The 22,864-nt window shown below is 70.4% G+C and carries 16 protein-coding genes and 1 pseudogene; 12 read left to right on the top strand and 5 right to left on the bottom strand.

Going from position 1 to position 22,864, the window contains the following annotated elements; translation table 11 throughout:
* Positions 1-95: 95 nt before the first annotated feature.
* Complete coding sequence (locus AMK10_RS22220; protein ID WP_073749658.1) at positions 96-2,540, bottom strand: beta-L-arabinofuranosidase domain-containing protein; 2,445 nt, start codon at positions 2,538-2,540, stop codon at positions 96-98.
* Positions 2,541-3,008: 468 nt separating this feature from the next.
* On the opposite strand from AMK10_RS22220, the gene AMK10_RS22215 reads away from it, so the two are divergent.
* The 7 genes from AMK10_RS22215 to AMK10_RS22185 all read left to right on the top strand — a co-directional run bounded on the left by AMK10_RS22215 (position 3,009) and on the right by AMK10_RS22185 (position 12,162).
* Entirely contained in the window at positions 3,009-4,094 is a 1,086-nt protein-coding gene (locus AMK10_RS22215) for an ABC transporter substrate-binding protein (RefSeq protein ID WP_073749657.1), read from the top strand.
* Between the two features lie 102 nt (positions 4,095-4,196).
* Positions 4,197-5,804 carry a sugar ABC transporter ATP-binding protein gene (locus AMK10_RS22210; RefSeq protein ID WP_073749656.1) on the top strand — a complete coding sequence of 536 codons (1,608 nt, stop codon included), beginning with the start codon at positions 4,197-4,199 and terminating at the stop codon, positions 5,802-5,804.
* The gene (locus AMK10_RS22205; protein WP_073749655.1) at positions 5,801-6,799 is read left to right on the top strand and encodes an ABC transporter permease; all 999 of its coding nucleotides are present in this window, start codon (positions 5,801-5,803) and stop codon (positions 6,797-6,799) included. Before AMK10_RS22210 ends, AMK10_RS22205 begins: the two co-directional genes overlap by 4 nt.
* A complete protein-coding gene (locus AMK10_RS22200) occupies positions 6,796-7,839 on the top strand; it encodes an ABC transporter permease (protein ID WP_073749654.1) in 1,044 nt (347 codons plus the stop codon). Before AMK10_RS22205 ends, AMK10_RS22200 begins: the two co-directional genes overlap by 4 nt.
* 65 nt (positions 7,840-7,904) lie before the next feature.
* Positions 7,905-8,942, top strand: a complete 1,038-nt coding sequence (locus AMK10_RS22195; protein WP_073749653.1) for a LacI family DNA-binding transcriptional regulator — start codon at positions 7,905-7,907, stop codon at positions 8,940-8,942.
* A complete protein-coding gene (locus AMK10_RS22190) occupies positions 8,942-10,006 on the top strand; it encodes an aldose epimerase family protein (RefSeq protein WP_073749652.1) in 1,065 nt (354 codons plus the stop codon). The genes AMK10_RS22195 and AMK10_RS22190 overlap by 1 nt, the downstream gene beginning before the upstream one ends.
* 131 nt (positions 10,007-10,137) lie before the next feature.
* Positions 10,138-12,162, top strand: a complete 2,025-nt coding sequence (locus AMK10_RS22185; RefSeq protein WP_073749651.1) for an elongation factor G — start codon at positions 10,138-10,140, stop codon at positions 12,160-12,162.
* Positions 12,163-12,200: 38 nt separating this feature from the next.
* Here the strand turns inward: AMK10_RS22185 and AMK10_RS22180 are convergent, their stop codons facing one another.
* Positions 12,201-15,209, bottom strand: a complete 3,009-nt coding sequence (locus AMK10_RS22180; RefSeq protein WP_073749650.1) for a carbohydrate binding domain-containing protein — start codon at positions 15,207-15,209, stop codon at positions 12,201-12,203.
* 267 nt (positions 15,210-15,476) lie between these two features.
* Between AMK10_RS22180 and AMK10_RS22175 the strand changes: the two genes are divergently transcribed.
* Positions 15,477-15,899 carry an acyl-CoA thioesterase gene (locus AMK10_RS22175; RefSeq protein ID WP_073749649.1) on the top strand — a complete coding sequence of 141 codons (423 nt, stop codon included), beginning with the start codon at positions 15,477-15,479 and terminating at the stop codon, positions 15,897-15,899.
* A 302-nt stretch (positions 15,900-16,201) separates the two neighbouring features.
* Here AMK10_RS22175 and AMK10_RS22170 read toward each other — a convergent pair whose 3' ends face one another.
* Positions 16,202-16,765 carry a TetR/AcrR family transcriptional regulator gene (locus AMK10_RS22170; protein WP_073749648.1) on the bottom strand — a complete coding sequence of 188 codons (564 nt, stop codon included), beginning with the start codon at positions 16,763-16,765 and terminating at the stop codon, positions 16,202-16,204.
* Between the two features lie 105 nt (positions 16,766-16,870).
* On the opposite strand from AMK10_RS22170, the gene AMK10_RS22165 reads away from it, so the two are divergent.
* Entirely contained in the window at positions 16,871-17,794 is a 924-nt protein-coding gene (locus AMK10_RS22165) for an NmrA family NAD(P)-binding protein (protein ID WP_073749647.1), read from the top strand.
* A 235-nt stretch (positions 17,795-18,029) separates the two neighbouring features.
* Positions 18,030-18,365 (top strand): annotated as a pseudogene (locus tag AMK10_RS22160) (sigma factor-like helix-turn-helix DNA-binding protein); the annotation flags it as partial.
* Between the two features lie 952 nt (positions 18,366-19,317).
* On the opposite strand, the gene AMK10_RS22155 reads toward AMK10_RS22160, so the two are convergent.
* Positions 19,318-20,454 (bottom strand): FAD-dependent oxidoreductase, encoded by a 1,137-nt coding sequence (locus tag AMK10_RS22155; protein WP_073749646.1) that lies wholly within the window; start codon positions 20,452-20,454, stop codon positions 19,318-19,320.
* 142 nt (positions 20,455-20,596) lie between these two features.
* Between AMK10_RS22155 and AMK10_RS22150 the strand changes: the two genes are divergently transcribed.
* Positions 20,597-21,268, top strand: a complete 672-nt coding sequence (locus AMK10_RS22150) for a TetR/AcrR family transcriptional regulator (RefSeq protein WP_073749645.1) — start codon at positions 20,597-20,599, stop codon at positions 21,266-21,268.
* 263 nt (positions 21,269-21,531) lie between these two features.
* Positions 21,532-22,098 (top strand): GNAT family N-acetyltransferase, encoded by a 567-nt coding sequence (locus AMK10_RS22145; protein ID WP_073749644.1) that lies wholly within the window; start codon positions 21,532-21,534, stop codon positions 22,096-22,098.
* A gap of 33 nt (positions 22,099-22,131) precedes the next feature.
* On the opposite strand, the gene AMK10_RS22140 is transcribed toward AMK10_RS22145, so the two are convergent.
* The gene (locus AMK10_RS22140) at positions 22,132-22,758 is read right to left on the bottom strand and encodes a YdeI/OmpD-associated family protein (protein WP_241839628.1); all 627 of its coding nucleotides are present in this window, start codon (positions 22,756-22,758) and stop codon (positions 22,132-22,134) included.
* Positions 22,759-22,864 lie beyond the last annotated feature (106 nt).

Genomic DNA, 22,864 nt, shown 5'->3' with positions numbered 1-22,864 from the left:
ACTCCCCGCGCCGGAGCGGCGCGGGGAGTGTCCAAAGGGGCGGCGGGGCGCTGCCACCCGGGCCGAGCGCTGCCGCCCAGGTGGAGCGCTGCCGCTCAGAGGAGCTGCCAGAGGTGGTCGGCCGTTCCGTTGTCGTCGTACTGGACGACATGGGCGCTGTCGGCGGTGGACATGCCGTCCACGCCGAGCACCTTGCCGGAGTTGCGGTTGCGGACGCGGTACCAGCCGTCCTGGTCGGGAACCAGCTGCCAGAGGTGGTCGGCGGTGTCGTTGTCGTCGAACTGCACGACATGGGCGCTGTTCGCCGTGGACATCAGGTCGACGCCGAGCACCTTGCCCGAGTGCTGGTTGCGGATGCGGTACCAGCCGTCGCCGTTGGCCACCAGCCGCCACAGGTGGTCGGCCGTCCCGGTGTCGCCGAACTGGACGACATGGGCGCTGTTCGCCGTGGACATCAGGTCCACGCCCAGCACCTTGCCTGAGTTCCGGTTGGCGATCCGGTACCAGCGGTCCGCGAGCCAGGGAGCCGCGTCCGGGCTCGCCGTCGGGAAGGACGTGATCCGCAGCCGCGCCGCGCCCATCGGGACGAGCGTGACCTCCTCGACCGGCTCGGTGCTGCGCGCGGGGCTCGCCTGGAGGGGCGCCACCACGTGCTCGTCGTCGGCGCTCCACTCGGGGATGCGACGGGCGCGCGCGGTCATGACGAGCGGGGTGTTCTCCAGGGTGAAGGGGTTGTCGCCGGGAGCGCGCCCGGTCGAGCGGCGGTGCAGCGAGGCCGTGGGGCGTGCGCTGTCCAGGACGAGGCCGTAGTTCCACGGGGTGGTGGCGTGGACGGCGTACTCCGGGAACTGCTCGGTGCCGCCGATGCGTTCGTACGCCTCCCCGATGCGCAGGGAGTAGGTCAGCGGCCCGTGGTCCACGCTGACCGAGCCGTGGTTGCCGGCCCAGGTGCGCACGGTGGTCCGCTGCGGCAGGCGCAGGGTGACCTTGTCGCCGTCGGACCAGGTCCGGTCGATCCGGGTGAACGCGGGGCCCGCGGGGGCGGTGACCCGCTGCCCGTTGACGCGGACCTCCGGCTCGGCGCACCAGGCGGGCACGCGCAGCACCAGCGGGAAGCGCAGCCGCTTCGGGGCCCTGAGGGAGAGGGTGACCGTGTCCGTGAACGGGTAGCCGGTCTCCTCCGTGAAGGTGACCTCCGTGCCGTCCGCGACCTTCGCGGTGACCTCGCAGGGCGCGTACATCGCCGCCGCGAGACCGTTGTCCGGGGTGGCGAGCCAGAGCTCCTCGACGAAGTACGGCCAGCCCATGCCGTAGTTGTGCGGGCAGCAGCGGTACTGGTCGACGCCCGGCAGGAACGCCTGCATGGCGAAGCCGTTCTGGAACTGGCGGTCCCTCTTGGGGACGTTGTCCAGGTCGACACTGTTCGCACTCGTGACGTAGTGGATCGCCTTCCCCGACGGGTCCAGCGAGGCGGGCAGCGAGTTGAACGCCAGCTCCTCGCAGCGGTCCGCCCACAGGGGATCGCCCGTGATCCGGGTGAGCAGCTGGTGGCTCGCCATGAACTCGACGATCCCGCACGTCTCGAAGCCCTGCCGGGGGTCCCCATGGCCGGCTCGGGCGTTCTCGTCCCCGGCGAATCCGCCGCCGGGGAACTGCCCGTACTGGTCCATGGCCTTGGCGTACGTCCCGTAGGTGTCCCGGGTGTCCTGCTGCGCGCCGCTGCGCAGGGCGTACTGGGCGGGTTCACGGAAGCCCTGGGCGATGTTGACGTTGTGCGGGTTGACCAGGTTGTCGCCCCAGTCGGCCCCGTAGCGGTGGATCTTGTCGGCGAGGTCGAGCAGGAAGGTGTCGCCCGTGCGGTTGAACAGCCAGTACACGCTGTCCAGGCCGTCGCCCCAGCGCAGCGCGATCCAGCTCGTGTTGAAGGCGCCGGGGCCCTGGGCGTTCATGTACCGGAAGAACCTGCTGAGGAACGGGATGATCCGGCTGTCGCCGTCGTACTCCTGCCAGGAGCGCAGCGCCTGGATCAGCGGCAGGAAGGGCCAGAAGTCGGGGCCGCCGTTGAGCGAGGTCCGCAGGGACTTCGGGCCGAAGAAGCCGTCGGACTGCTGGGTGGTGAGGACCGCGTCGATCCATCGGCGGGTGGCGGCCAGGGCCTTCGCGTCACCGGTGACGATCGCGAGATCGGCGTATCCGCGCAGCCAGTAGGGGACCTCCTCCCAGCCTCCCTTGTCGGGGCGGACCCAGCCGGAGCCCTCGAAGTCCAGGAAGTGCGAGAACTCCTCGTACCGGCCGCAGAGTCCTTCGAGCTGGAGCCCGAGCTGGCCGGCGAGCCAGCCCCGGGCGGTGACGCGGCCGGGCGGGAGCTTCAGGAAGGCCGTCGGGTGCAGGGGAGCGGCGTTGGGGGAGTAGTGGCCGCCCCGCGCGGCCCGCACCGTGTGCTCGGCGGCGGTCGCGGTGGTGGCCCAGCGCCCTGCCGAGGTGGCCGCCGCGGCGGTGACCAGGGCGCCGGTCATGAGTTGTCTGCGGTTCAGGGACATCGTGGGGGCTCCGCTTCTGCTCTGCCGGACAGGGAGAGGCGACCGGCCCGGACCGGGCCGGCGCATGACGAAGATGGCCGTCGCGCCCGGACCTGATGACACGACAACGTTTCTGCAACGTTGGAAAATTGATGTCGGCGGTATGACAGCACGCGGTCAAGCTGCTGTCCAGGGGTGGCGCGGTACCTGATGCTCCGGGAGGCCCCGCGGGGCCGCATCTCCCGTACGACACATTTTGGAAATGCGTCGACAACTCTCTTGCCGCCTGCGCCACCTCGCCTATATAACGTTGTAAACCGAGCCGCCGAGAGGCCGAACAAGCCCTCACGGCCCCCCGTTTCCGCAGATGGAAGCGGGTTTCGTGAGGGACACGTCGTCATCTGCCGCCGAGCGGCCGATGCACCGTCCCGCCATGCCCGACCGCACGCCGAACGGCGTGCCGTCACCTCGCCAAGGAGCGTCCCGCGCATGATGACCCAGCGTCGATCCCGTACCCTCGCCGCGGCCTGCCTGCTCGCCGTCACCGCCACGCTGGCCGTTTCCGGCTGCTCCAAGTCGGAGACCACGGACAGCGCGGGCGGTGACAGCAGCCAGGGGGCTCAGGCGGCGAAGTCCCCCGAGGCCGCCTCCGGTCCCGGCTGTTCGCTGCAGAGCTACGGCGCACCCAAGATCGACCTCAAGAACGCGGTGGTCGGCTTCTCCCAGTCGGAGAAGGAGGCCAACCCCTTCCGCATCGCCGAGACTCAGTCCATCAAGGACGAGGCCGCCAAGATCGGCGTGAAGAAGCTGCTCACCACCAACGCGCAGTCGCAGCTGTCCAAGCAGATCAGCGACATCCAGGACATGCTGTCCCAGGGCGCCCAGTTCCTCATCATCGCCCCGCTGAACTCCGACGGCCTGGAGCCCGCCCTCAAGGCCGCGGCGGCGAAGAAGGTGCCCGTCCTCACCATCGACCGCAAGGTCAACTCCAAGGCCTGCGAGGACTACGTCGCCTTCCTCGGCTCCGACTTCGTCGAGCAGGGCAAGCGCGCGGCCGACGCGATGATCAAGGCGACCGGCGGCAAGGGCAAGGTGGCGATCCTCCTCGGCGCCTCCGGCAACAACGTGACCACCGACCGGACCAAGGGCTTCGTCGACCAGATCGCGGCCGAGGCGCCCGGCATCGAGATCGTGGCCCAGCAGACCGGCGAGTTCGCCCGTGACAAGGGCCAGCAGGTCATGGAGCAGCTCATCCAGTCCAAGCCCGACATCACCGCGGTCTACGCGGAGAACGACGAGATGGGCCTCGGCGCCGTCACCGCGCTGAAGGCCGCGGGCAAGAAGCCCGGCAAGGACGTCAAGATCGTCTCGATCGACGGCACCCGCAACGCCGTCCAGGCCCTGGCCAACGGCGAGTACAACGCCGTGATCGAGTCCAACCCGCGCTTCGGACCGCTCGCCTTCGCGACCGCCCAGAAGTTCTACGGCGGCGAGGAGATCCCCGAGAACGTCATCATCACCGACCGCGCCTACGACGAGACCAACGCCAAGGAATCCCTCGGCGGGGCGTACTGATCCGGTCCTGAACCCAACGGCCCCGGCCGCCGCGGCTCCCGTGACAGGGCCGCGGCGGCCCCCGGGCCCTCATCCTTGGACAGCGGAAGGCCGAGAACACCCATGGCACCACCCGAAGCAGTACCTCAGGCACCGGAGGCGGCCGCGTCCACGGCCTCCGCCGTGCTCGAAGCCCGCTCGGTGAGCAAACGGTTCCCCGGCGTCGTCGCCCTCGACGACGTCACCTTCTCCCTGCGCGCGGGGGAGACCCACGCGCTGGTCGGGGAGAACGGCGCCGGCAAGTCCACCCTCATCAAGGTGCTGACCGGCGTGTACCGGCCCGACGGCGGCGAACTGCGGATGTCCGGCGAGACGGTCAGGTTCGCCCGGCCCTTCGAGGCGCAGCAGGCCGGGATCTCCACGATCTACCAGGAGGTCAACCTCGTCCCCCTGATGAGCGTGGCGCGCAACATCTTCCTCGGCCGCGAACCCAGGAACCGCTTCGGCCTCATCGACTTCGGCCGGATGCACCGCGAAGCGGGCGAACTGCTCGACGGTTTCGGCGTACGCGTCGATCCCCGCCGGCCCCTGCACACCCTGGGCATCGGGACCCAGCAGATGGTCGCCCTCGCGCGGGCCGTCTCGGTCAACGCCCAGGTCGTCATCATGGACGAGCCCACCTCCTCGCTCGAACCGCGTGAGGTGGAGACCCTCTTCCGGGTCATCGGGAACCTGCGCGACCAGGGCATCGCCGTCCTCTACGTCAGCCACCGCATGGACGAGCTCTACCGCATCTGCGACCGGGTCACCGTCCTGCGCGACGGCCGCCACATCCACACCGGCGACCTCGCGGACCTCGACCGGATGCGTCTCGTGTCGATGATGCTCGGCCGTGACCTGTCCGAGGTGCGCCGCTCCGGTGTCACCAGCTTCGCCGCCGAGGGGCACGAGGCCGCCCGTACGCCCGTCCTCACCGCGACCGGGCTCACCAGCCGCCTCCAGCTCCACGACATATCCGTGTCGTTGTACGCGGGCGAGGTGCTCGGCCTCGGCGGGCTCCTGGGCTCGGGGCGCAGCGAGACGGCGAAGGCACTCTCCGGGGCGCTGCCCCTGGACTCGGGTGAACTCACCGTCGACGGAACCACGTTGAAGCGGCTCACCCCGGCCGCTGCCATCCGGGCCGGCATCAGCCTGCTGCCCGAGGACCGCAAGGCCGAGGGGATCGTCCCCGGTCTCTCCGTACGCGAGAACATCGTGCTGGCCGCGATGCCCCGGCTCTCCCGGGCCGGGGTCGTCTCCCGCGCCAAGCAGGACCGGATCGTCGACATCTTCATGAAGCGTCTGCGGATCAAGGCGTCGAGCCCCGAGCAGAAGGTGGGCGAACTCTCCGGCGGCAACCAGCAGAAGGTGCTGCTGGCACGCTGGCTCTGCCTGGAGCCCAAGGTCCTGCTGCTCGACGAGCCCACCCGCGGCATCGACGTCGGGGCCAAGGCCGAGGTCCAGAGCCTCATCGACGACCTCGCCCGCGAGGGCCTCGCCGTCCTGCTCATCTCCTCGGACATCGAGGAACTCATCGAAGGCGCCGACCGGATCGTCGTCCTGCGCGGCGGAGCCGTCGCCGGTGAGCTGTCCGGCGACGACGTGGCCGAGGACCGGCTGCTCGAAGTGCTCGCCGACCACGCACCGCAGCAGGCGGACGGGGCCCCGGCCACCCAGGAGGACCCCCGATGACCCAGACCGCCGTCGCCCCTCCCGCGAAGGACGACACACCCCGCAAGCCCGTGAACCCGCTGGCCCGGCTGCGTGATCCCGCCTGGTACCAGAGGTACGGCGTCTATGTGGCCGTGGCCGTGGTGCTGCTCTTCAACGCCCTGTTCACCGATCACTTCATGACCACGGACAACTTCCGCACCCAGCTCGTCCAGGTCGCCCCCATCGTCATCGTCGCCCTGGGCATGGCCCTGGTCATCGGCACCGAGGGCGTCGACCTGTCCGTCGGCTCGACCATGGCGCTCGCCGCCGCGTTCCTGCCGCTCTACCTCGGCTACGGCCTCGTACCCGCGCTCGTCGTCGCCCTCCTCGCGGGCGCGGTCGTCGGAGCGGTCAACGGCGCCCTCGTCTCCCTCGTCGGACTCCAGCCCATCGTGGCCACGCTCGCCCTCTTCGTCGGAGGCCGCGGGCTCGCCCTCGTCATGGCCGACGGGCAGCTCAAGCAGATCGTCAACCCCGACCTGCTCTCCCTGGGCACCGGCTCCTTCCTCGGCGTACCGCTGGTCGTCTGGATCGCGGGCGTGCTCGCCGTCGCCGTCGCCTTCCTGGTGCAGCGCACCACCTTCGGCCGGCAGATCGTCGCCATCGGAGGCAACCGCTCGGCTGCCGCGCTCGCCGGACTGCCCGTCAAGCGGGTCCTCATCGGCGTGTACGTGCTCTGCGGTGTGCTCGCCGCGCTCGCCGGGATCCTCGCCACGGCCCGGCTCACCGCGAGCGACCCCTCCTCGCTCGGCACCCTCATGGAACTCTCCGCCATCACGGCGGTCGTCGTCGGCGGCACCCCGCTCAACGGGGGCTCCGTGCGGGTGCTCGGCACCGTCGCCGGCGCCCTGCTGATGCAGCTCCTGCGCGCCACGCTCGTCAAGCACGACCTGCCCGACTCCACCGCACAGATCGCCCAGGCGGCCATCATCATCGCCGCCGTCTACGTCGCCCGGGAGCGTCGGTCCCGATGAACGAAACCAAGCCCCTCACCGCCGCCCCGGCCACGGTGCAGCCGAAGACGCCCGCGGCCCGTCCCGCCGCCGGCCCCGAGCAGACCGGCCGGCAGCGCGCCGCCGAACTCCTGCAACGCCAAGGCGTCCTCGCGGTCCTTCTGACCGTGGTGATCGCCGCCTCGTTCATCTACCCGACGTTCGCGTCGCTGGACAACGCGCGCGGCATCACCATCCAGGCGTCCTTCCTCGCCGTGGTCGCCCTCGGCATGACGATGGTCATCATCACCGGCGGCATCGACCTCTCCGTCGGATCGGTGTTCGCCCTCGGGGGAGTCCTCGCCGCCTGGGCCTCCCAGTACGGCTTCCTCGCCGCGCTGCTCCTGCCCCTCGCGGTCTGCGGCGCGATCGGCCTGCTCAACGGGCTGCTGATCGCCCGGGGCAACATGGCGCCCTTCATCGTCACCCTCGCCACCCTGCTGGGCGCCCGCGGACTGCTGCTCACCCTCACCGACGAGGGCGCCACCACCTACCTGGTGCCCAAGGGATCCGCCTTCGGCGAACTCGGCCAGGGCAGCGTCTGGGGATTCGGCTACCCCATCCTGATCGCGGTGGTGCTCTTCGGCGCCGGAGGCATCGTCCTCCAGCGCACCTCGTTCGGGCAGACGCTCTTCGCCGTCGGCGGCAGCAGCGACGCGGCGACCCTGATGGGCCTCCCCGTCGCCCGTACGAAGATCCTCGTCTACACCCTCAGCGGCCTGCTCGCCGGACTCGCCGGCGCGCTGAACGCGGCCAGGCTGTCCTCCGGCGTCACCATCGTGGGCGTGGGCATGGAGCTCGACGCGATCTCCGCCGTCGTGATCGGCGGCACCCTGCTCATCGGCGGCGCGGGATCGATCAGCGGCACCCTCTGGGGCGTGCTGCTGCTGGCCGTCATCCAGAATCTGATCAACCAGATCGGCTCGCTCAACTCCTCCTACCAGTCCGTGGTCAGCGGCGGCTTCCTTATCGTTGTGGTGGTGGCCCAGCGCTATCTGGCGCGCAGTCGCAGAAGCACCTGACGACGAGCCGCCGGTCGAGGGCCGGAGCACAGACCAAGCCGAGCCGAGCCGAACCAAGGAGTGCCGTGGGCGTCAGCCTCAAGGACGTTGCACAACGGGCGGGCGTGTCCATCAAGACCGTGTCGAACGTGGTGAACAACTATCAGCACGTCACACCCGCGATGCGCGCCAAGGTGCAACAGGCGATCGACGAGCTCGGCTACCGGCCGAACCTCACGGCCCGCCACCTGCGCAAGGGCCGCACGGGCATCATCGCCCTCGCCGTACCGGAGTTCGGCAACCCGTACTTCGCGGAACTCGCCGGGGCCGTCATCGACGCGGCGGCCCGGCACGACTACACCGTCCTGGTCGACCACACCGCCGGCCTCCGGGAGAAGGAACTCCTGGTCAGCCAGGGCTTCCGCTCCCATGTGATCGACGGCCTCATCCTCAGCCCCATCCACCTGGAGACCGAGGACCTCATGGCGCGCACCGAGACGGCGCCGCTGGTCCTGCTGGGTGAGCGCGAGTACGAGGCCCCGTACGACCACATCGCCATCGACAACGTCGCGGCGGCCCGCGCCGCCGTACGCCACCTCATCGGCCAGGGCAATCGCCGCATCGCCTTCCTCGGCTCACGCACCGGGCGTGAACGCCAGCCCGCCCATCTGCGACTGCGCGGCTGGCGCGAGGAACTCACCGCCGCCGGGCTCACACCGGACGAGTCCCTCGTCGTCGTCACCGACGGCTACGGCCGCGAGGACGGCGCCGCGGGAATGGCGGAACTCCTCGACCGGGGCGAGCGCCCCGACGCCGTCTTCGCCTACAACGACCTCATCGCCATCGGCGCGATGCGGATCATCGGCGAACGAGGGCTGCGCGTCCCGGACGACATCGCCGTCGTCGGCTTCGACGACATCGAGGAGAGCCGCTACACGACCACCACACTGACCACCATCGCCCCCGACAAGGAGGCCATCGCGCGGCTGGCCGTCGACAGCCTCGTCGAACAGCTCTCCGGCGCACCCGTCGCCGAACCACGCAGGCCACGCCCCGGATACCGCCTCGTCGTCCGCGAATCCACCACGCCAGGGCCCCACTCCGGCCCCACAGAGGAACTCTGATGCCGCGCCCCACCGTGCACAGCACCCCCTTCGGTACCGTCCACGGGACCGAGACCCACCTGTGGACCCTCGACAGCGGTACGGGAGTCCGGGCAGGCGTACTCACCTACGGGGCCTCCCTGCACAGCCTCACCGTGCCCGACACGACGGGCGCCACCGCGTCCGTCGTCCGCTCGCTCGCGACCCTCGACGACTACACCGCCAAGCACCCGTACTTCGGCGCGGTCGTCGGCCGTTACGCCAACCGCATCGCGCACGGCCGCTTCACCCTGGACGGGACCGAGCACCACATCCCCGCCAACGACCGCGGCCACGCCCTGCACGGCGGGCCCGAGGGCTTCCACACCAAGGTGTGGGAGGCGGAAGCGGACCGCACCGAGGACAGCGTGTCCGTCCGGCTCACCCTGCACAGTCCCGACGGCGACATGGGCTTCCCCGGGGCGCTGGACTCCACGGTCACCTACACCCTCGACACCGACGGCACCCTCGCCGTCGACTACGCCTGTGCCACCGACCGGCCCACCGTCGTCAACCTCACCAACCACGCCTACTTCCACCTGGCCGGCCACGGCGACGTACTCGGCCACCGTCTGGAGGTCGACGCCGAGACCTATCTTCCGGTGGACGGCGGGGGAATCCCCCTGGGACCGCCCGCCGAGGTCAGGGACACCCCCTTCGACCTCACCGAACCCCGCGTCCTGGCGGAACGGCTCGGCCACGACGACCCGCAGCTCCGCGCGGCGGGCGGGTTCGACCACTGCTGGGTGCTCCGGGACACCGGCGGCGGCCTGCGCCTCGGCGCACGCCTCACCGCCCCGGAAGCCACCCGCGTCCTGGAGGTGTGGACGACCGAACCCGGCATCCAGGTCTACACCGCGAACCAGCTCGACGGCTCCTTCACCGACGCGACGGGCCGCCGTCACGAACGCCACGGCTCGGTCTGCCTGGAGACCCAGCACCTGCCCGACTCGCCCAACCGGCCCGACCTGCCCAGCACCGTGCTGCGCCCCGGAGAAACGGCACGGAGCCGCACCGAACTGCGCTTCACGCACCTGCGGAATTAATCGATTGCCGCCCGGCGCGGCAGGCTGCTGTAATTCCGGCACCAGCCCACCGAACCGGGAGATGTCCGTGCGCCGAGCTTCTGAGTCCACCCAGACAGGAATCAACCCCTATCTCGAGGACCTGAAGCTCAGTGCACACATTGAACCTGGGAATTCTGGCGCACGTCGACGCCGGTAAGACGAGCCTGACCGAGCGGCTGCTCCACGCCGCCGGAGTCATCGACACCGTCGGCAGCGTCGACGACGGCAGCACACAGACCGACACCCTGGCCCTGGAACGGCAGCGCGGCATCACGATCAAGTCCGCCGTCGTCTCCTTCCCGGTCGACGGCGTCACGGTCAACCTCATCGACACCCCGGGCCACCCCGACTTCATCGCCGAGGTGGAACGGGTGCTCGGCGTGCTCGACGGCGCCGTGCTCGTCGTCTCCGCGGTCGAGGGGGTCCAGGCGCAGACCCGCATCCTGATGCGGGCCCTGCGCCGGCTGCGCATCCCCACCCTCGTGTTCGTGAACAAGACCGACCGGGCGGGCGCCCGCCACGAAGGCGTCCTGGCGGAGATCGCCGAGCGGCTGTCACCCGCCGTCGTCGCCATGGGAGCGCCCGAGTACCTCGGCACCCGGCGCGCCGGCACCAGGCAGTTCACCGAGGCCGACCCCGCCTTCGTCACCGCGCTGACCGATCTGCTCACCACGCACGACGACGACCTCCTGGCGGCCTGGGCCGAGGACGGGGAGCACATTCCGTACGGCCTGCTCCGCACCGCGCTCGCCGCACAGACACGTCAGGCGCTGGTGCACCCCGTGTACGTCGGCTCCGCGGCCACCGGAGCGGGCATCGCCGAACTGACCGCCGGAATCACAAGGCTCCTCCCCGTCACCGGCCAGGACCCCGGGGGCCCGGCCTCCGGCACGGTGTTCAAGGTCGAGCGCGGACCTGCGGGGGAGAAGATCGCGTACGCCCGCATGTTCTCCGGGACGGTGCGCACCCGTGAACGCGTCCGGCTGCGGGGCGACGGCGACGAGGAGCCCCGCGAGGGCAAGATCTCGGCCATCACCGTCTTCGACGGCGGCACGGACGTACGGGGACCCTCGCTCCCCGCGGGCAGGATCGGCAGGCTGCGCGGGCTCCACGCCGTCCGTACCGGGGACAGGATCGGTGAACCGGCGGGGGCGCCGGCGGGTGCCCACTTCGCGCCGCCCACCCTGGAGACCGTCGTCACCCCCCTGCGCCGCGAGGACAGCGGCGCCCTGCATCTCGCGCTCGGACAACTGGCGGAGCAGGACCCGTTGATCGGCGTACGCACCGACGCCGTCCGCCAGGAGGTGTCCCTCTCGCTCTACGGCGAGGTGCAGAAGGAGGTCATCCAGGCGACCCTGGCGGACGAGTACGGCATCGACGTCGGCTTCCGGGAGACGACGACCATCTGCCTGGAGCGGCCGGCCGGAACGGGCGCGGCCGTCGAATTCATCGACAAGGAGCCCAATCCCTTTCTCGCGACCGTGGGACTCCGGGTGGATCCCGCCGAATTCGGCAGCGGAGTGGAATTCCGCCGGGAGGTGGAACTCGGCTCCATGCCCTTCTCCTTGATGAGGGCCGTGGAGGACACCGTCCTCGAGACGCTCGCGCAGGGAATTCACGGATGGCGGGTCACCGACTGCACGGTGACCATGACGCATTCCGGCTACTGGCCCCGGCAGAGCCATGCGCACGCCGTGTTCGACAAGAGCATGTCGAGCACGGCCGGCGACTTCCGGAATCTGACGCCCCTGGTGCTGATGGACGCGCTCAGGCGGGCCGGAACCACGGTGTACGAGCCCATGCACCGCTTCCGCGCCGAGATTCCGGCCGACGCCTTCGGCCCGCTCGTCCCGGCGCTCGCACGGCTGCGCGCCGTCCCCGGCGCACCGGTGACACACGGCCGCGTCTGCGTCCTGGAGGGCGAGGTCCCAGCCGCCCGCGTCCATGAACTCCAGCAGCTGCTGCCGGGCCTGACACGGGGGGAGGGGGTGCTGGAGACCGCGTTCGAGCACTACCGTCCGGTCGAGGGCGCCGTGCCGCACAGGTCCAGGACCGACAACGACCCGCTGAACCGCAAGGAGTACCTGCTGCGCACCCTGCGCAGGGTCGGTGCGGGAGGTGGGAACCAGGCGTGACGGACGCGCGGGGAACGGCGCGCCCGTCACGCCGCCGGTCACTTCAGATACGTGCCCGCGGTCCCGATCTTCCCCGGCGCGGCGTTCTTTCCGCCGAGGTCGAGGACGTACACCCGCAGATTGCCCTTGCCCGGTGCCGGGACGGCGAGCGTGCCGCCCGTCACCACCTTCGTGTCCCCGGTGACGGCGTCCTTGTAGGTGCCGTTGGGGATGCCCGTGTACGTCGCGCTGCCCGTGACCGTCACCAGGGCGAAGCTGTCCGTGCCGCTCGCCGCGTCGGTGTAGCGGCGCTTGTAGGCCATCGAGCCGGTGATGCCCTCGGTGGAGTACTGCCCCATCTGGAGGGCGGGCACCGCGCGGCGGATCTGGTTGAGCCGCTGCACGTGCTTGACCAGCGGCTTCGCCAGGGTGTCGGCGACCGCACCGGACGCGGAGGAGACCGTGCCGAAGTCCGACGCCGTCACGCTGCCGGCGACGTGGTCGCCGAAGTAGGCCCGTCCGGTCGTCTCCAGCGGGCAGGTGGGCCCGCAGTCGATCTTCTTGCCGGCCTGGAACTCGATCTCGGAGCCGTAGTACAGGGTGGGGATGCCCCGGAAGGTCCACATCAGCGACATGTTCTCGGCCCAGGCGTCGGTTCCGCCCGCGTACCGCTCGCTGCTCTTGTTGGGGCCGTAGTCATGGCTGTCGACGTACACGACGTTGTACGTGGCGTCGTTGTAGCTGTCGTCGGAGTCCTTGCCGTTGTTGTACGCGTTGTTGGCGTCACCGAAGTTCATGTGCATGCGCATGTCGATGACGTTCATCCCGGAGAACTTGCTGTGGTCCGGAGCGTGGTAGCTGTTGCCGTTCAGGAAGGCGTTGGTGGACGTCGGCTGGGAGCCGGTGCCCTGCTGCTGCTCGTAGTCGTACATCTCCAGGGCGGCCTTCTCGTCGTCCGCGCTGTACTCCTTGCGCTCCTTCCAGGTGTAGAACTGCGCGGAGTGGTTGACCGAGCCCCGGTTCCACTTGTCGTTGACGAAGGCGGCGACCTCGCCGAAGACGAAGAAGTTCTTCGCGGCCTCCGCCCCGAACTGCTGGGTCACCCGCTCCTGGATGGCCGGCAGGAAACGGCGGTTCCAGGTGGTGCGGGGGATGTGCACGGCGGTGTCGACGCGGAAGCCGTCCACGCCCATGTCGATGTACTTGTTGTACGCGCCGATCAGATAGTTCTGCACGGGCGCGCTCTCGGTGTTGAAGTCGGCGAGGTCATCGTGCAGCCAGCAGCTGCGGGAGTCCTCACCCTCCCAGTTGCCGATCCAGCAGTTGTGGTAGTACGCCTTCGGGAACATGCCCGAAGTGGGGCTGGGCCACTGGCAGTTGTATATCCGGTAGCCCTCCGGCGAGGTGTACTGGGTGGGGGTGCCCCAGTTGACGCAGGTGTTGCCCGAGGGTTCGGCGGTGGACCACAGGTCGCCGTTGTAGTACGACTTCCCGGACTTGGTCTCGACGGTCAGGCCGTCGTATTCGAAGCCCTCGTTCTTCTCGTCGTAGTACCAGCTCCACTGCGTGTCGCGGACCCCGTAGGTCGTGGGGGTGAACAGGCCCTTGGCGCCCCAGCGCGACGAGTGGTTGTAGACGACGTCCTGGTAGATCTTCATGCCCTTGGCGTGGGCCGCGTCGATGAGGTCCTGGTAGGAGGCGCCGGCGGACTCCAGCCGGGAGTCGACCTCGTAGAAGTCGTAGCCGTGGTAGCCGTGGTAGTCGTAGTCCGACCGGTTGAGCACCACCGGGGTGATCCAGACGGCCGACATGCCGAGGCCCTTGATGTAGTCGAGCTTCTCGACCAGGCCCTTGAAGTCGCCCCGGAACATGGGGTCGTCGTTGGCCGCGTTGCCCGACTTCTGGTGCTGGCTGCCGCCCCGGTTGTTGGAGGTGTCACCGTCGTTGAAGCGGGCGGTGAGCACGAAGTAGATCGGGTCCTTGCGGGGATCGGTGCCCAGCGGCTTCCCCGAGGCGGGGGCCGTGGGCTTCTCGCCGGTGGTCGCGGTCGCGGCGGCCGAGGCGGCCGACACGTTCCCCGCCGCGTCGACGGCCTTGACGGTGTAGCTGTACGCCGTCTTCGCCTCCAGACCCGTGTCGGAGAGGACCGTGGAGCCGACGTCGGTCACCACCGTGCCTTTGGTCCCGCCGGTGCGGGTGACCTGGTACTTCGTCACACCGCGGTTGTCGGTGGAGGGGTCCCAGGTCACCACGACGGACACGCCGTCGGCGCTCGCCGACACCTTCGTGGGCGCGGTGGGTGCCTCGGTGTCCGGGGCGGCGGTCGCGCACGGGTCGGTGGCGTCGGCGGTGACCTTCCCGGCCTTCACCGTGGAGAGCCCGTCGGGGACCGTGTAGTTGCTGCCGTTGTTGTTGTCCCAGACCCCGTTGCCGTTGTTGAAGGTGGCCTGCATGGAGGTGGCGGTGCCGAGGTCCACGGACTTCCTGACCCAGCCGGTGCAGGCTGCCTCCATGCCGACGCCGGGCACGGTGGTCCAGGTGCCGCCCGCCGGCTGGTAGTGGAGGTTGGTGGTCGTCCAGCCGACGGTGGCCGTCGAGTAGTAGACCGAGGCGGTGTGCGCCTCACCGGGCTCCGCGCCCGTGTCCGCGCACGGGTCGCTGTGGGCCACGACCCCGTCCTTGACCGTGATGTTCCCGGTGCCCAGGGCGTAGTTCTTGCCGCCGTTGTTGTCCCAGACGCCGGAGCCGTTGTTGAACGTCGCGGCCAGGCCGGTCGCGCTGCCCAGGCTGACGGTCTGCTTCACCCAGTCCGTACACGCGGCCTCCATGGCCACGCCGGGCACGGTGGTCCATGAGCCGCCGTCGGGTGCGTAGTGCAGTCTGTACGCCGCCCAGTTCCTGGTCTTCGTGTAGTAGAAGACCGTGGCGGTGGATTCCGAGGCGGCCACTGGCGCGGCCGAAACGGATCCTGGCGGTTCGGGCGACGCGGTCAGGAGCCCCGCCGTCACCAGGGCCGCGACGGCCGCCGCTGACAGGCGTCCGAGCAGCCGCAAGGGGGTGCGTCTCATCTTGTGTGTCTCCAGGGGAGGGCCGCGGGCGGGTGGACCGCGGCTGCCGACAGCACAGCCGTTCCGCGAGCGGCTGAGAGGATCCCGCCGGAGAACCCGGACGCGCCTCGGGGTTCGGGCGAGCAGTGCGCCCTGACAGCAATTCCTGTCAGAACCTTGCTGCAATCTCTTGCACGGTGGAAGTTACCTGGGCATGACAGCTCCGTAAAGAGGCTGCACACCACGGGTGAGAGGAATGCGGAACGGGGCGGCGGCGTTCCGGCGTTCATGACCTATTTCGTCGATGTCACGGTGCGGGGCTACGAACTCGACACCCAGGGCCATCTCAACCAGGCCGTCTACCTCCAGTACGCGGAGCACGCCCGATGGGAGCTCCTGCGCGAGGCGGGGGTGGCCCAGGAGAAGCTGCTCGCCCACGGAATCGGCCCGGTGCAGCTGGAGGTGACGGTGAAGTACCTGCGGGAGCTGCGGGGCGGCGACAGGGTGCGCGTCAGCTGCGAGCTCAGCTACGGCACGGGGAAGACCTTCGGCGTCCGTCAGCAGATCGTCAAGGAGGACGGCACCGTGGCCGCCGAGATCCAAGGGGTGGGCGGCATCCTGGACCTGACGGCCCGTCGCCTGGTCGCGGACCCGGCGGGCCGGTTCGCCTCACTGGCGGAGAAGCCGGAGCTCCTCGGCATCGCGCCGTGACCGTACGGGCTCCGTCGGGGCCGCGGCCTCAGCCCTGCCGGCCCGTGTCCGCCCTGCCGCCCGGGGGGCGTTCGCCCGGCCTCCAGCCGGGCTGCCCCGCCAGGGAGGCCCGGCCCGGCCGCCGCCCGCGAACGACCGGGCTGCCACTCCTGCGGCCCCGGGATGGGCGCGCGGGGACCGTGCCCTCCTCGCCCTCGGACTCGTCGGCTTCCACCGTCGTGACCTCGCCTGCTGACCCCGCGCTGCCCGGGGTGCAGCCGCCGACGGCGTGGGCTCGGGAACCGGCCCTCCGGTGCGCGTGCTCAGGTGCCGTCGGTGCCGAGGCCCGCGACGGCGAGTCGGAAGGCGCTGTCCGCCTGCGTCGCCGGGTCGGTGTAATGCTCGGTGGCCAGGGCGATTCCGACGATCAGGGTGAGCAGGTCGTCGATGGTGATGTCCGCCCGTACGGTCCGGTCGTCGACGGCCTTGCGCAGCAGCAGGGCGCCGGCCGCACCGATGGCCAGCGCGCAGGAGTCCTGGGGGGCCTCGTCCTGGAGGGGCTGGTAGGAGAGGACGTCCGCCAGACCGCGTGCGGCGAGTGAGTAGGCGAGCAGCTCGCGCAGCCATTCCACCAGCGCGGAGCGGCTGTCGTGCTCGCCGCAGAGCGAACGGGCGCGATCGCACAGGCCATGGACGCGCTGTTTGAAGACGGCTTCGAGCAGGGCTTTGCGGGTGGGGAAGTGGCGCCTCACGGTTGCCGATCCGACGCCCGCGGTCCGGGCGATCTGCTCCAGGGACGCCTGGGCTCCCTGGGCCGCCACCTCGGCCTCGGCCACGGCGAGGATGTGTGCGTAGTTGCGGCGGGCGTCCGAGCGCTGGCCGGTCATGATCTCCCCAACATTGATTAGTGGCGGGCCCCGCCGTATCGTACCGACCACGAAACGGCGTGCCCCGCCGTTTATGGCGTGCGTGACCGCTGAGGAGATGTACTCATGCCCACTGCCGCATCACCCGTTCTCGTCACCGGCGCCACCGGCCGCCAAGGCGGTGCCACCGCCCGAGCCCTGCTCGCGCAGGGAACACCGGTGCGCGCCCTGGTGCGCGACCCGAGCACGCCGCGTGCGCGGGCCGTCGAAGAACTCGGCGCCGGCCTGGTCGTGGGCGATCTCACCGAACCCGCGACCCTCGAGGCGGCCGTGGACGGTGTGCGGGCCGTCTTCTCCGTGCAGATGCCCGCATACACCGGGCAGGGGTTCGACTTCGCCGGCGAGGTCGGCCAGGCGGACAACCTCATGACGATCGCGCGGGCCGCTGGTGTGGAGCAGTTCGTCCAGTCCTCCACCAGTGGCGTGGGGCAGCACGTCGAGGCCCCGGGCTGGGCCGAGGGGCGGTGGGCGGTGATGCAAGCGCCGCTCGGCACGAAGGCCGCGATCCAGGACCGGCTGCGCGAACTCGACTTTCCCCACTGGACTTTGCTCAAGCCGTCGTTCTTCATGGAGAACTTCGAGCCGTCCATGCGGTTCTACTTCCCCCGCGGCGTCGAAGGGGGTCTGGTCACCGTCGTCAAACCGGGCACGCACCTGGCACTCGTAGCGGCCAAGGACGTGGGCCGGGCCGCGGCGGCCGCCGTGTCCGCCCCCGCCGAGTTCCACCGGGTGGAACTCGAGCTCGCCAGCGATTACCTGACCATGACCGAGATCGCCAAGATTCTCTCCGACGCCCTGGGCGTCCCGCTGACGGCCCCGGACATGACCGAGGAGCAGGCCCGCGCCGCCGGAATGGGAGACATGGGTGCCACGCACGAGTTCATGGAGGTCGTCGGCCAGCCGGCCCGGCCGCGGTTCGCTCGTGCGCTGGGTATCGACCTGACCAGCTTCGAGGACTGGGCGTACGAACGTCTGCGGGCCGTCGCCTGAGCAGGGGGCACGGCGTCGGTGTGTCACCGTGCGCCTGCTCGGCGGCTTCCGGTGAGCGGCGTGCCCGGCCGGCACCCTGGGGACGCCCCACCGTGGGTTCCCCTGGTGCGCAAGCGTGCCTCGGAGCCCGATTCCCGAGGTGCATGGCGCCGGGGCAAGGATCTGCTGTACGGGCTCAGCCCCAGGTCTGGCCGGCCGGTTCCTTGACGGTGCGGTTGAGCCGGTTGAAGAAGTTGGTGGCCGGCTGACCACCGTCGTCGGTCGCATCAGCCTCGACGTCCTGCGGTCGGCCCGGACCCGCCCGGAAATCGCCCTTGACGGCCAACTGCCCGAATTCACGGTGGCGCTCGACGAAGCACCTGCTCCGGAAGACCTCGTGGCCCTCGGTGACTCCGTCGGCCTCGCGCTGCTCACAGTCCTGGGCTCACTGCGTCCTGACGAAAGACTGGCGTTCGTACTGCACGACGTGTTCGCCGTACCCCACGGGGAGATGGGCACGATTCTCGGCAGGTCCGCCGACGCGACCAAGATGCTCACCAGCCGCGCCCGAAGGAAAGTGCAGGCAGCCAAGCTGCACGGCCGCCGCCGGCCGCCTCACTCCCACAGCGTCGCCGCCACCCGCGCACGCGTCTCACAACAAGCAGACGGCTCACCGCTTGCTCTTCGAACCGACGCCGTCTACGGTCGGACGGTCACTCGTCCTTCCCACCGGAAGTGTCCATGCCTCGCCGCTCACCGGGCGAGATCAGAACCGCACGACCCCGTCGCAGGAGCGCCAGAAGCCGACAGGTCATCCCTGGTCTGTCCGCTGCGACGAACCGGCAGATCGTACAGTTCGAAGTTCAGTACCGGTTGCCTCCCGGTCACGTCGCCCACGCCTTCCAGGCATGGGCTCTGGCGCTTCATCCCTGGCCCGGCCACGGCCCCAACCACGGGCGAGGGACCACACTCTGGCGGGACATGCACGCGCGAACCCTGCTACAGGGTTCGGCCTCGACCATGACGCGCAAGGCACGCCGTGAACTTCTCGGAGCGGTCGCGCCCCTGGACGACCGCTTCATGAGACGGACCCTGCCGGATCCCTTCTCGCCGCCCACTGATCCCTGGTGGAAGCGCCGCCTGGCAGAGTGACCCTCCCGACGATTCAGACGGACAGGCTGTCGAAGTCTGGCTACTTCTCAGCAAGATTCCTGTGATGCGGTTCCACCCGGGCTCGCGCAGGTGCCTGGCCGGAGGGTCGGGCGGCGCGCACCCACGGCCCGCAACGCTCCGTCCACAAGGATCCCGTTACCGGTATTCACGCACCAGCGGATGGCCTCGGTGTGCGCGAGCTCCATGCAGCTCAGCCGGACAATGGCATCGCCCCCGGCCGTGTGCACCACATGACGAGACCTCGCGGGTAGGGAAGGTCGGACGGGGAGCCGCACGTGCCGAGCGCCATCGTCATCGGGTACCGGGTTTCCCAGGTCCGAGCGGTTGCCCTTCGCCTGTACGGGCCGATGATCCGCGACGGCGGCGGTGGATCACCCGGTCCGGACGGCGTGGCCGGTGAAGAAGCCGACGAGGCTGTGCGGGGCGTCGGCGTCGAAGCACAGCTCCTGGACCCGTGAGGCCAGGGCGGCGGATGCGGCGCTGCGGGTGAACATGGCTTCCTCGTACGCCGCGAGCGCGGTCTCCGTGTCGTCCGGGTGCGCGGCGAGAGCGGTGGCGAGTTCGGCGCCGTCGTACATGGCGAGATTGGCTCCCTCGCCGGCCGGATACATCAGGTGGGCGGCGTCGCCGAGCAGTGTCACACCGGGCACCCGGTTCCAGCGGTGTTCGAGCGGCAGGGTGTTGACGGTGCGTGGGACCGGGGCGGTCTCACCGTCCGTGATGAGGGCGGTGAGCTCCGGAGCCCAGTCGTGGAACTCGGCGGCGACACGCGCCCTGGCCGCGTCCGCGTCGGTGAAGTCGATGGCGTCCATCCACTCCCGGGGCTTGTTGACCGTCACATAGGTGTGCAGGACGCCGCCTTGTTCGCGGTGTGCGGAGATCCCCTTCCCGGGGGCGAGCGCGAACAGCGAACCGTCGCCGACGGCCCGGGCGCCCGCCGGGTGGCGGGTGTCGCAGTCGTACAGCCAGGTCTCGATCAAGGAGGTTCCGGTGTACTCCGGTTCGGCGTCGGAGAGCAGCGGGCGTATCCGCGACCACGCCCCGTCCGCGCCGACCAGCAGGCCCGTCGTCACAGTGGCCCCGTCGGCGAACGTCACTTCGTGCCGGCCGTCCCCGAGCGCCCTGGCCGAGGTGGCCTTGCGCCCCCACCTGACCGTGTCGGTGGGCAGTGAGTCGAGCAGAATCCGGCGGAGGGCGCCGCGGTCGACCTCGGGGCGGCCGCCCGTACCGTCGTCGGGCTCGTCCAGCAGGACGGTGCCGTCCTTGTCGAGCACCCGTGACGCCTGGGCGCCCTGCTGGACGATGCCGAGGAACTCCTCGAACAGGCCGGCCGCCCTCAGCGCGAGCTGCCCGTTGTCCTCGTGGATGTCGAGCAGGCCGCCCTGGGTGCGCGCCGAGGCCGACGGTTCCCCTTCGTAGACCGTCGCGGGGATGCCGTGGACGTGCAGGACGCGGGCGAGCGTCAGCCCGCCGAGCCCTCCGCCGATGATCGTGACCGGAGTGGTCATGGTGCTTCCTTCCTCGGGGCGGACCGCCGGGTGGGCGCCTGGCGGAGCAGTGCTGGAACGGCGTTCCATCGATGCCAGGGTGGAACGTCGTTCCACTCGCTGTCAAGCTGGAACGATGTTCCAGGGTGTCTAGGATGGAGGCATGGCAACCAGGACGCGCCGTTCGGAGCGACGGCAGGAACCGCTCTCGCGGGAGCGCATCGTCGCCGCCGCCGTGGAGCTCCTCGACACGGTGGACGAGGGCGGGCTCACGTTCCGCGCGCTGGCCGAGCGTCTCTCGACCGGCCCGGGCGCGATCTACTGGCACGTCACGGGCAAGGCCGAGCTCCTCGCGGCCGCCACCGACGCCGTCGTCACCACCGCCATCTCCGCGGACGACGCCGACGCGACGCCGCAGGACGCGATCCGCGCACTCGCGCTCGGCGTGTTCGACGCGTTCGACGCTCATCCGTGGGTCGGCGCCAACCTCGCCCGTACGCCGTCGCCGTCACCGTCACCGAAACTGCGGATCTTCGAAGGCATCGGCCGCCAGGTCCAGGCGCTCGGAGTGCCCGAAGCCACGCTGTTCACCGCGGCGTCCACGCTGCTGAACTACATCCTCGGAGTCGCCGGCCAGAACGCCGCCAACACCCGGAAGGCCAGGCCGGGGGCGAACCGGACCGAGTTCCTCGACGCCACGGCCGCCGCCTGGGAGGAGCTCGACCCCGGTCAGTACGCGTTCACCCGGGACGTGGCCGGACAACTGCGCGAGCACGACGACCGTGAGGAGTTCCTCGCCGGGATCGACCTCATCCTCGGCGGAATCACGGCCTGACCTCCGAACCTCCCCGGCGGACTCCTGCCGCCCGCCGTGCGACCGGACGTCGGGCCGCCCGCCGTGTGACCGGACGTCGGGCCGCCCGCCGTGCAATCAGGCGTCGAGCCAACCGCCGCACAACCGTCCCGCTCCCCGCGAGCCGAGCCCGCCCGGTGCCGCCCCGGAAATCGATCCGCGCCCGAGCGTCCCCACCGCTACTGTGTCGAGCTCGACATGCACGGCGCGGGCCGCCTGCGACCGGGACGGAAGTGGTGGGCGCCATGGGTGACATGTGGACCGGTGAGAGGGTGCGCCTGCGCGGCGTCGAGCCCGATGACTGGAAGGGCTTCCAGGACCTGGCCCGGAACACCCACGACGTGCGCAACGCCGACATGGTCGAACCTCCGCGCTCCGCCGAGGGTTTCCGTTCCTGGACCGCCGAGCGGGCCGGGCGCCCGCCGGGGGGTGAGGTGTTCCGCCTGGTGATCGAGGTGCTGGCCGACGGCGCGTTCGCCGGGTCCGTCACGGTCGGGGAGACGGACAGCCGCGCCGGACGCTTCAGGACGGGCATCGAGGTCGCACGCGCCCACCGCCGCAGGGGATACGCCGCCGAGGCGACCGAACTCGTCCTCACCTACATGTTCGCCGAGCAGCGCCACCACAAGTGCGAGGTGGAGGTCTACGCCTTCAACGACGCCTCCCTGGCCTTCTACCGCCGACTGGGCTTCGTCGAGGAGGGGCGGCTCCGCCAGCACGAGTTCTTCGCCGGCGCCCACCACGACGTCGTGCTGCTCGGCATCACCGCCGCCGAGTACTGGGCCACCCACCCGCGCCCGTCGTTGCGGTGAACCCCTCTCACCACGGCGGGACGGCCGACCGGGTCAGCCGATCGGCTCTCCCGCCTCCAGCTTCCGCGTCATCCGGGCGAGCCGGGCGGCCCTGACCTTCTCGGTCCTCGCCGTCATCAGCTGGAGCAGGACGAGGTAGCGCTCCCTCCTGCCGAGCTGCTCGAAGCGCTCGGCGGCCACGCGATTCCCGGCCAGGGCGGCCGCCAGGTCCTCGGGCACGGTGGCCTCCCGCTGGGACTGGTACGCCGACGCCCACCGGCCGTCCGCCTGTGCCGCGTGGACCTGTGCCAGACCCGACTCCCGCATCCGGCCTGCAGCGGTCAGCGCCTCGACCTTGCCGACGTTGACGAGGGACCAACTGCTTCCGCGGCGGCGCGGCGAGATCCTCTGCAGGTAGTACACCTCGTCCAGGGACTTGCGCTGCCCGTCGATCCAGCCGTGGCAGAGCGCGACGTCGATCACCTCGGCGGCGGTGACGGAGGCGATGCCCGAGCCCTTCTTCGCGATCTTCAGCCAGAGTCCCGTCCGCTCCGCGTGGTGCCTGTCCAGCCAGGCGTCGAGCAGCTCGGCCCTCTCGAAGAGCACCGGTTCCCCTCCGCCGTCGTCCGTCGTCCGCTGCTGTGTCATCCGGATGGCCGTCCCGTTCGGCGATGAGGTCATGCGTCCACGCTAGAGGGGCAACAGGACAGTGCCCGTCCTGTATCCCGGGTCAACGGCCGCCCGGCGCACCGGGGTACAGGAGGCCCTTCGTGGCGTGGGCGAGGGC

Source organism: Streptomyces sp. CB02058 (assembly GCF_001905505.1).
Classification (GTDB): domain Bacteria; phylum Actinomycetota; class Actinomycetes; order Streptomycetales; family Streptomycetaceae; genus Streptomyces.
The sequence above is the reverse complement of the archived record's forward strand: the minus strand, read 5'-3'. Positions and strand labels throughout refer to the sequence as shown.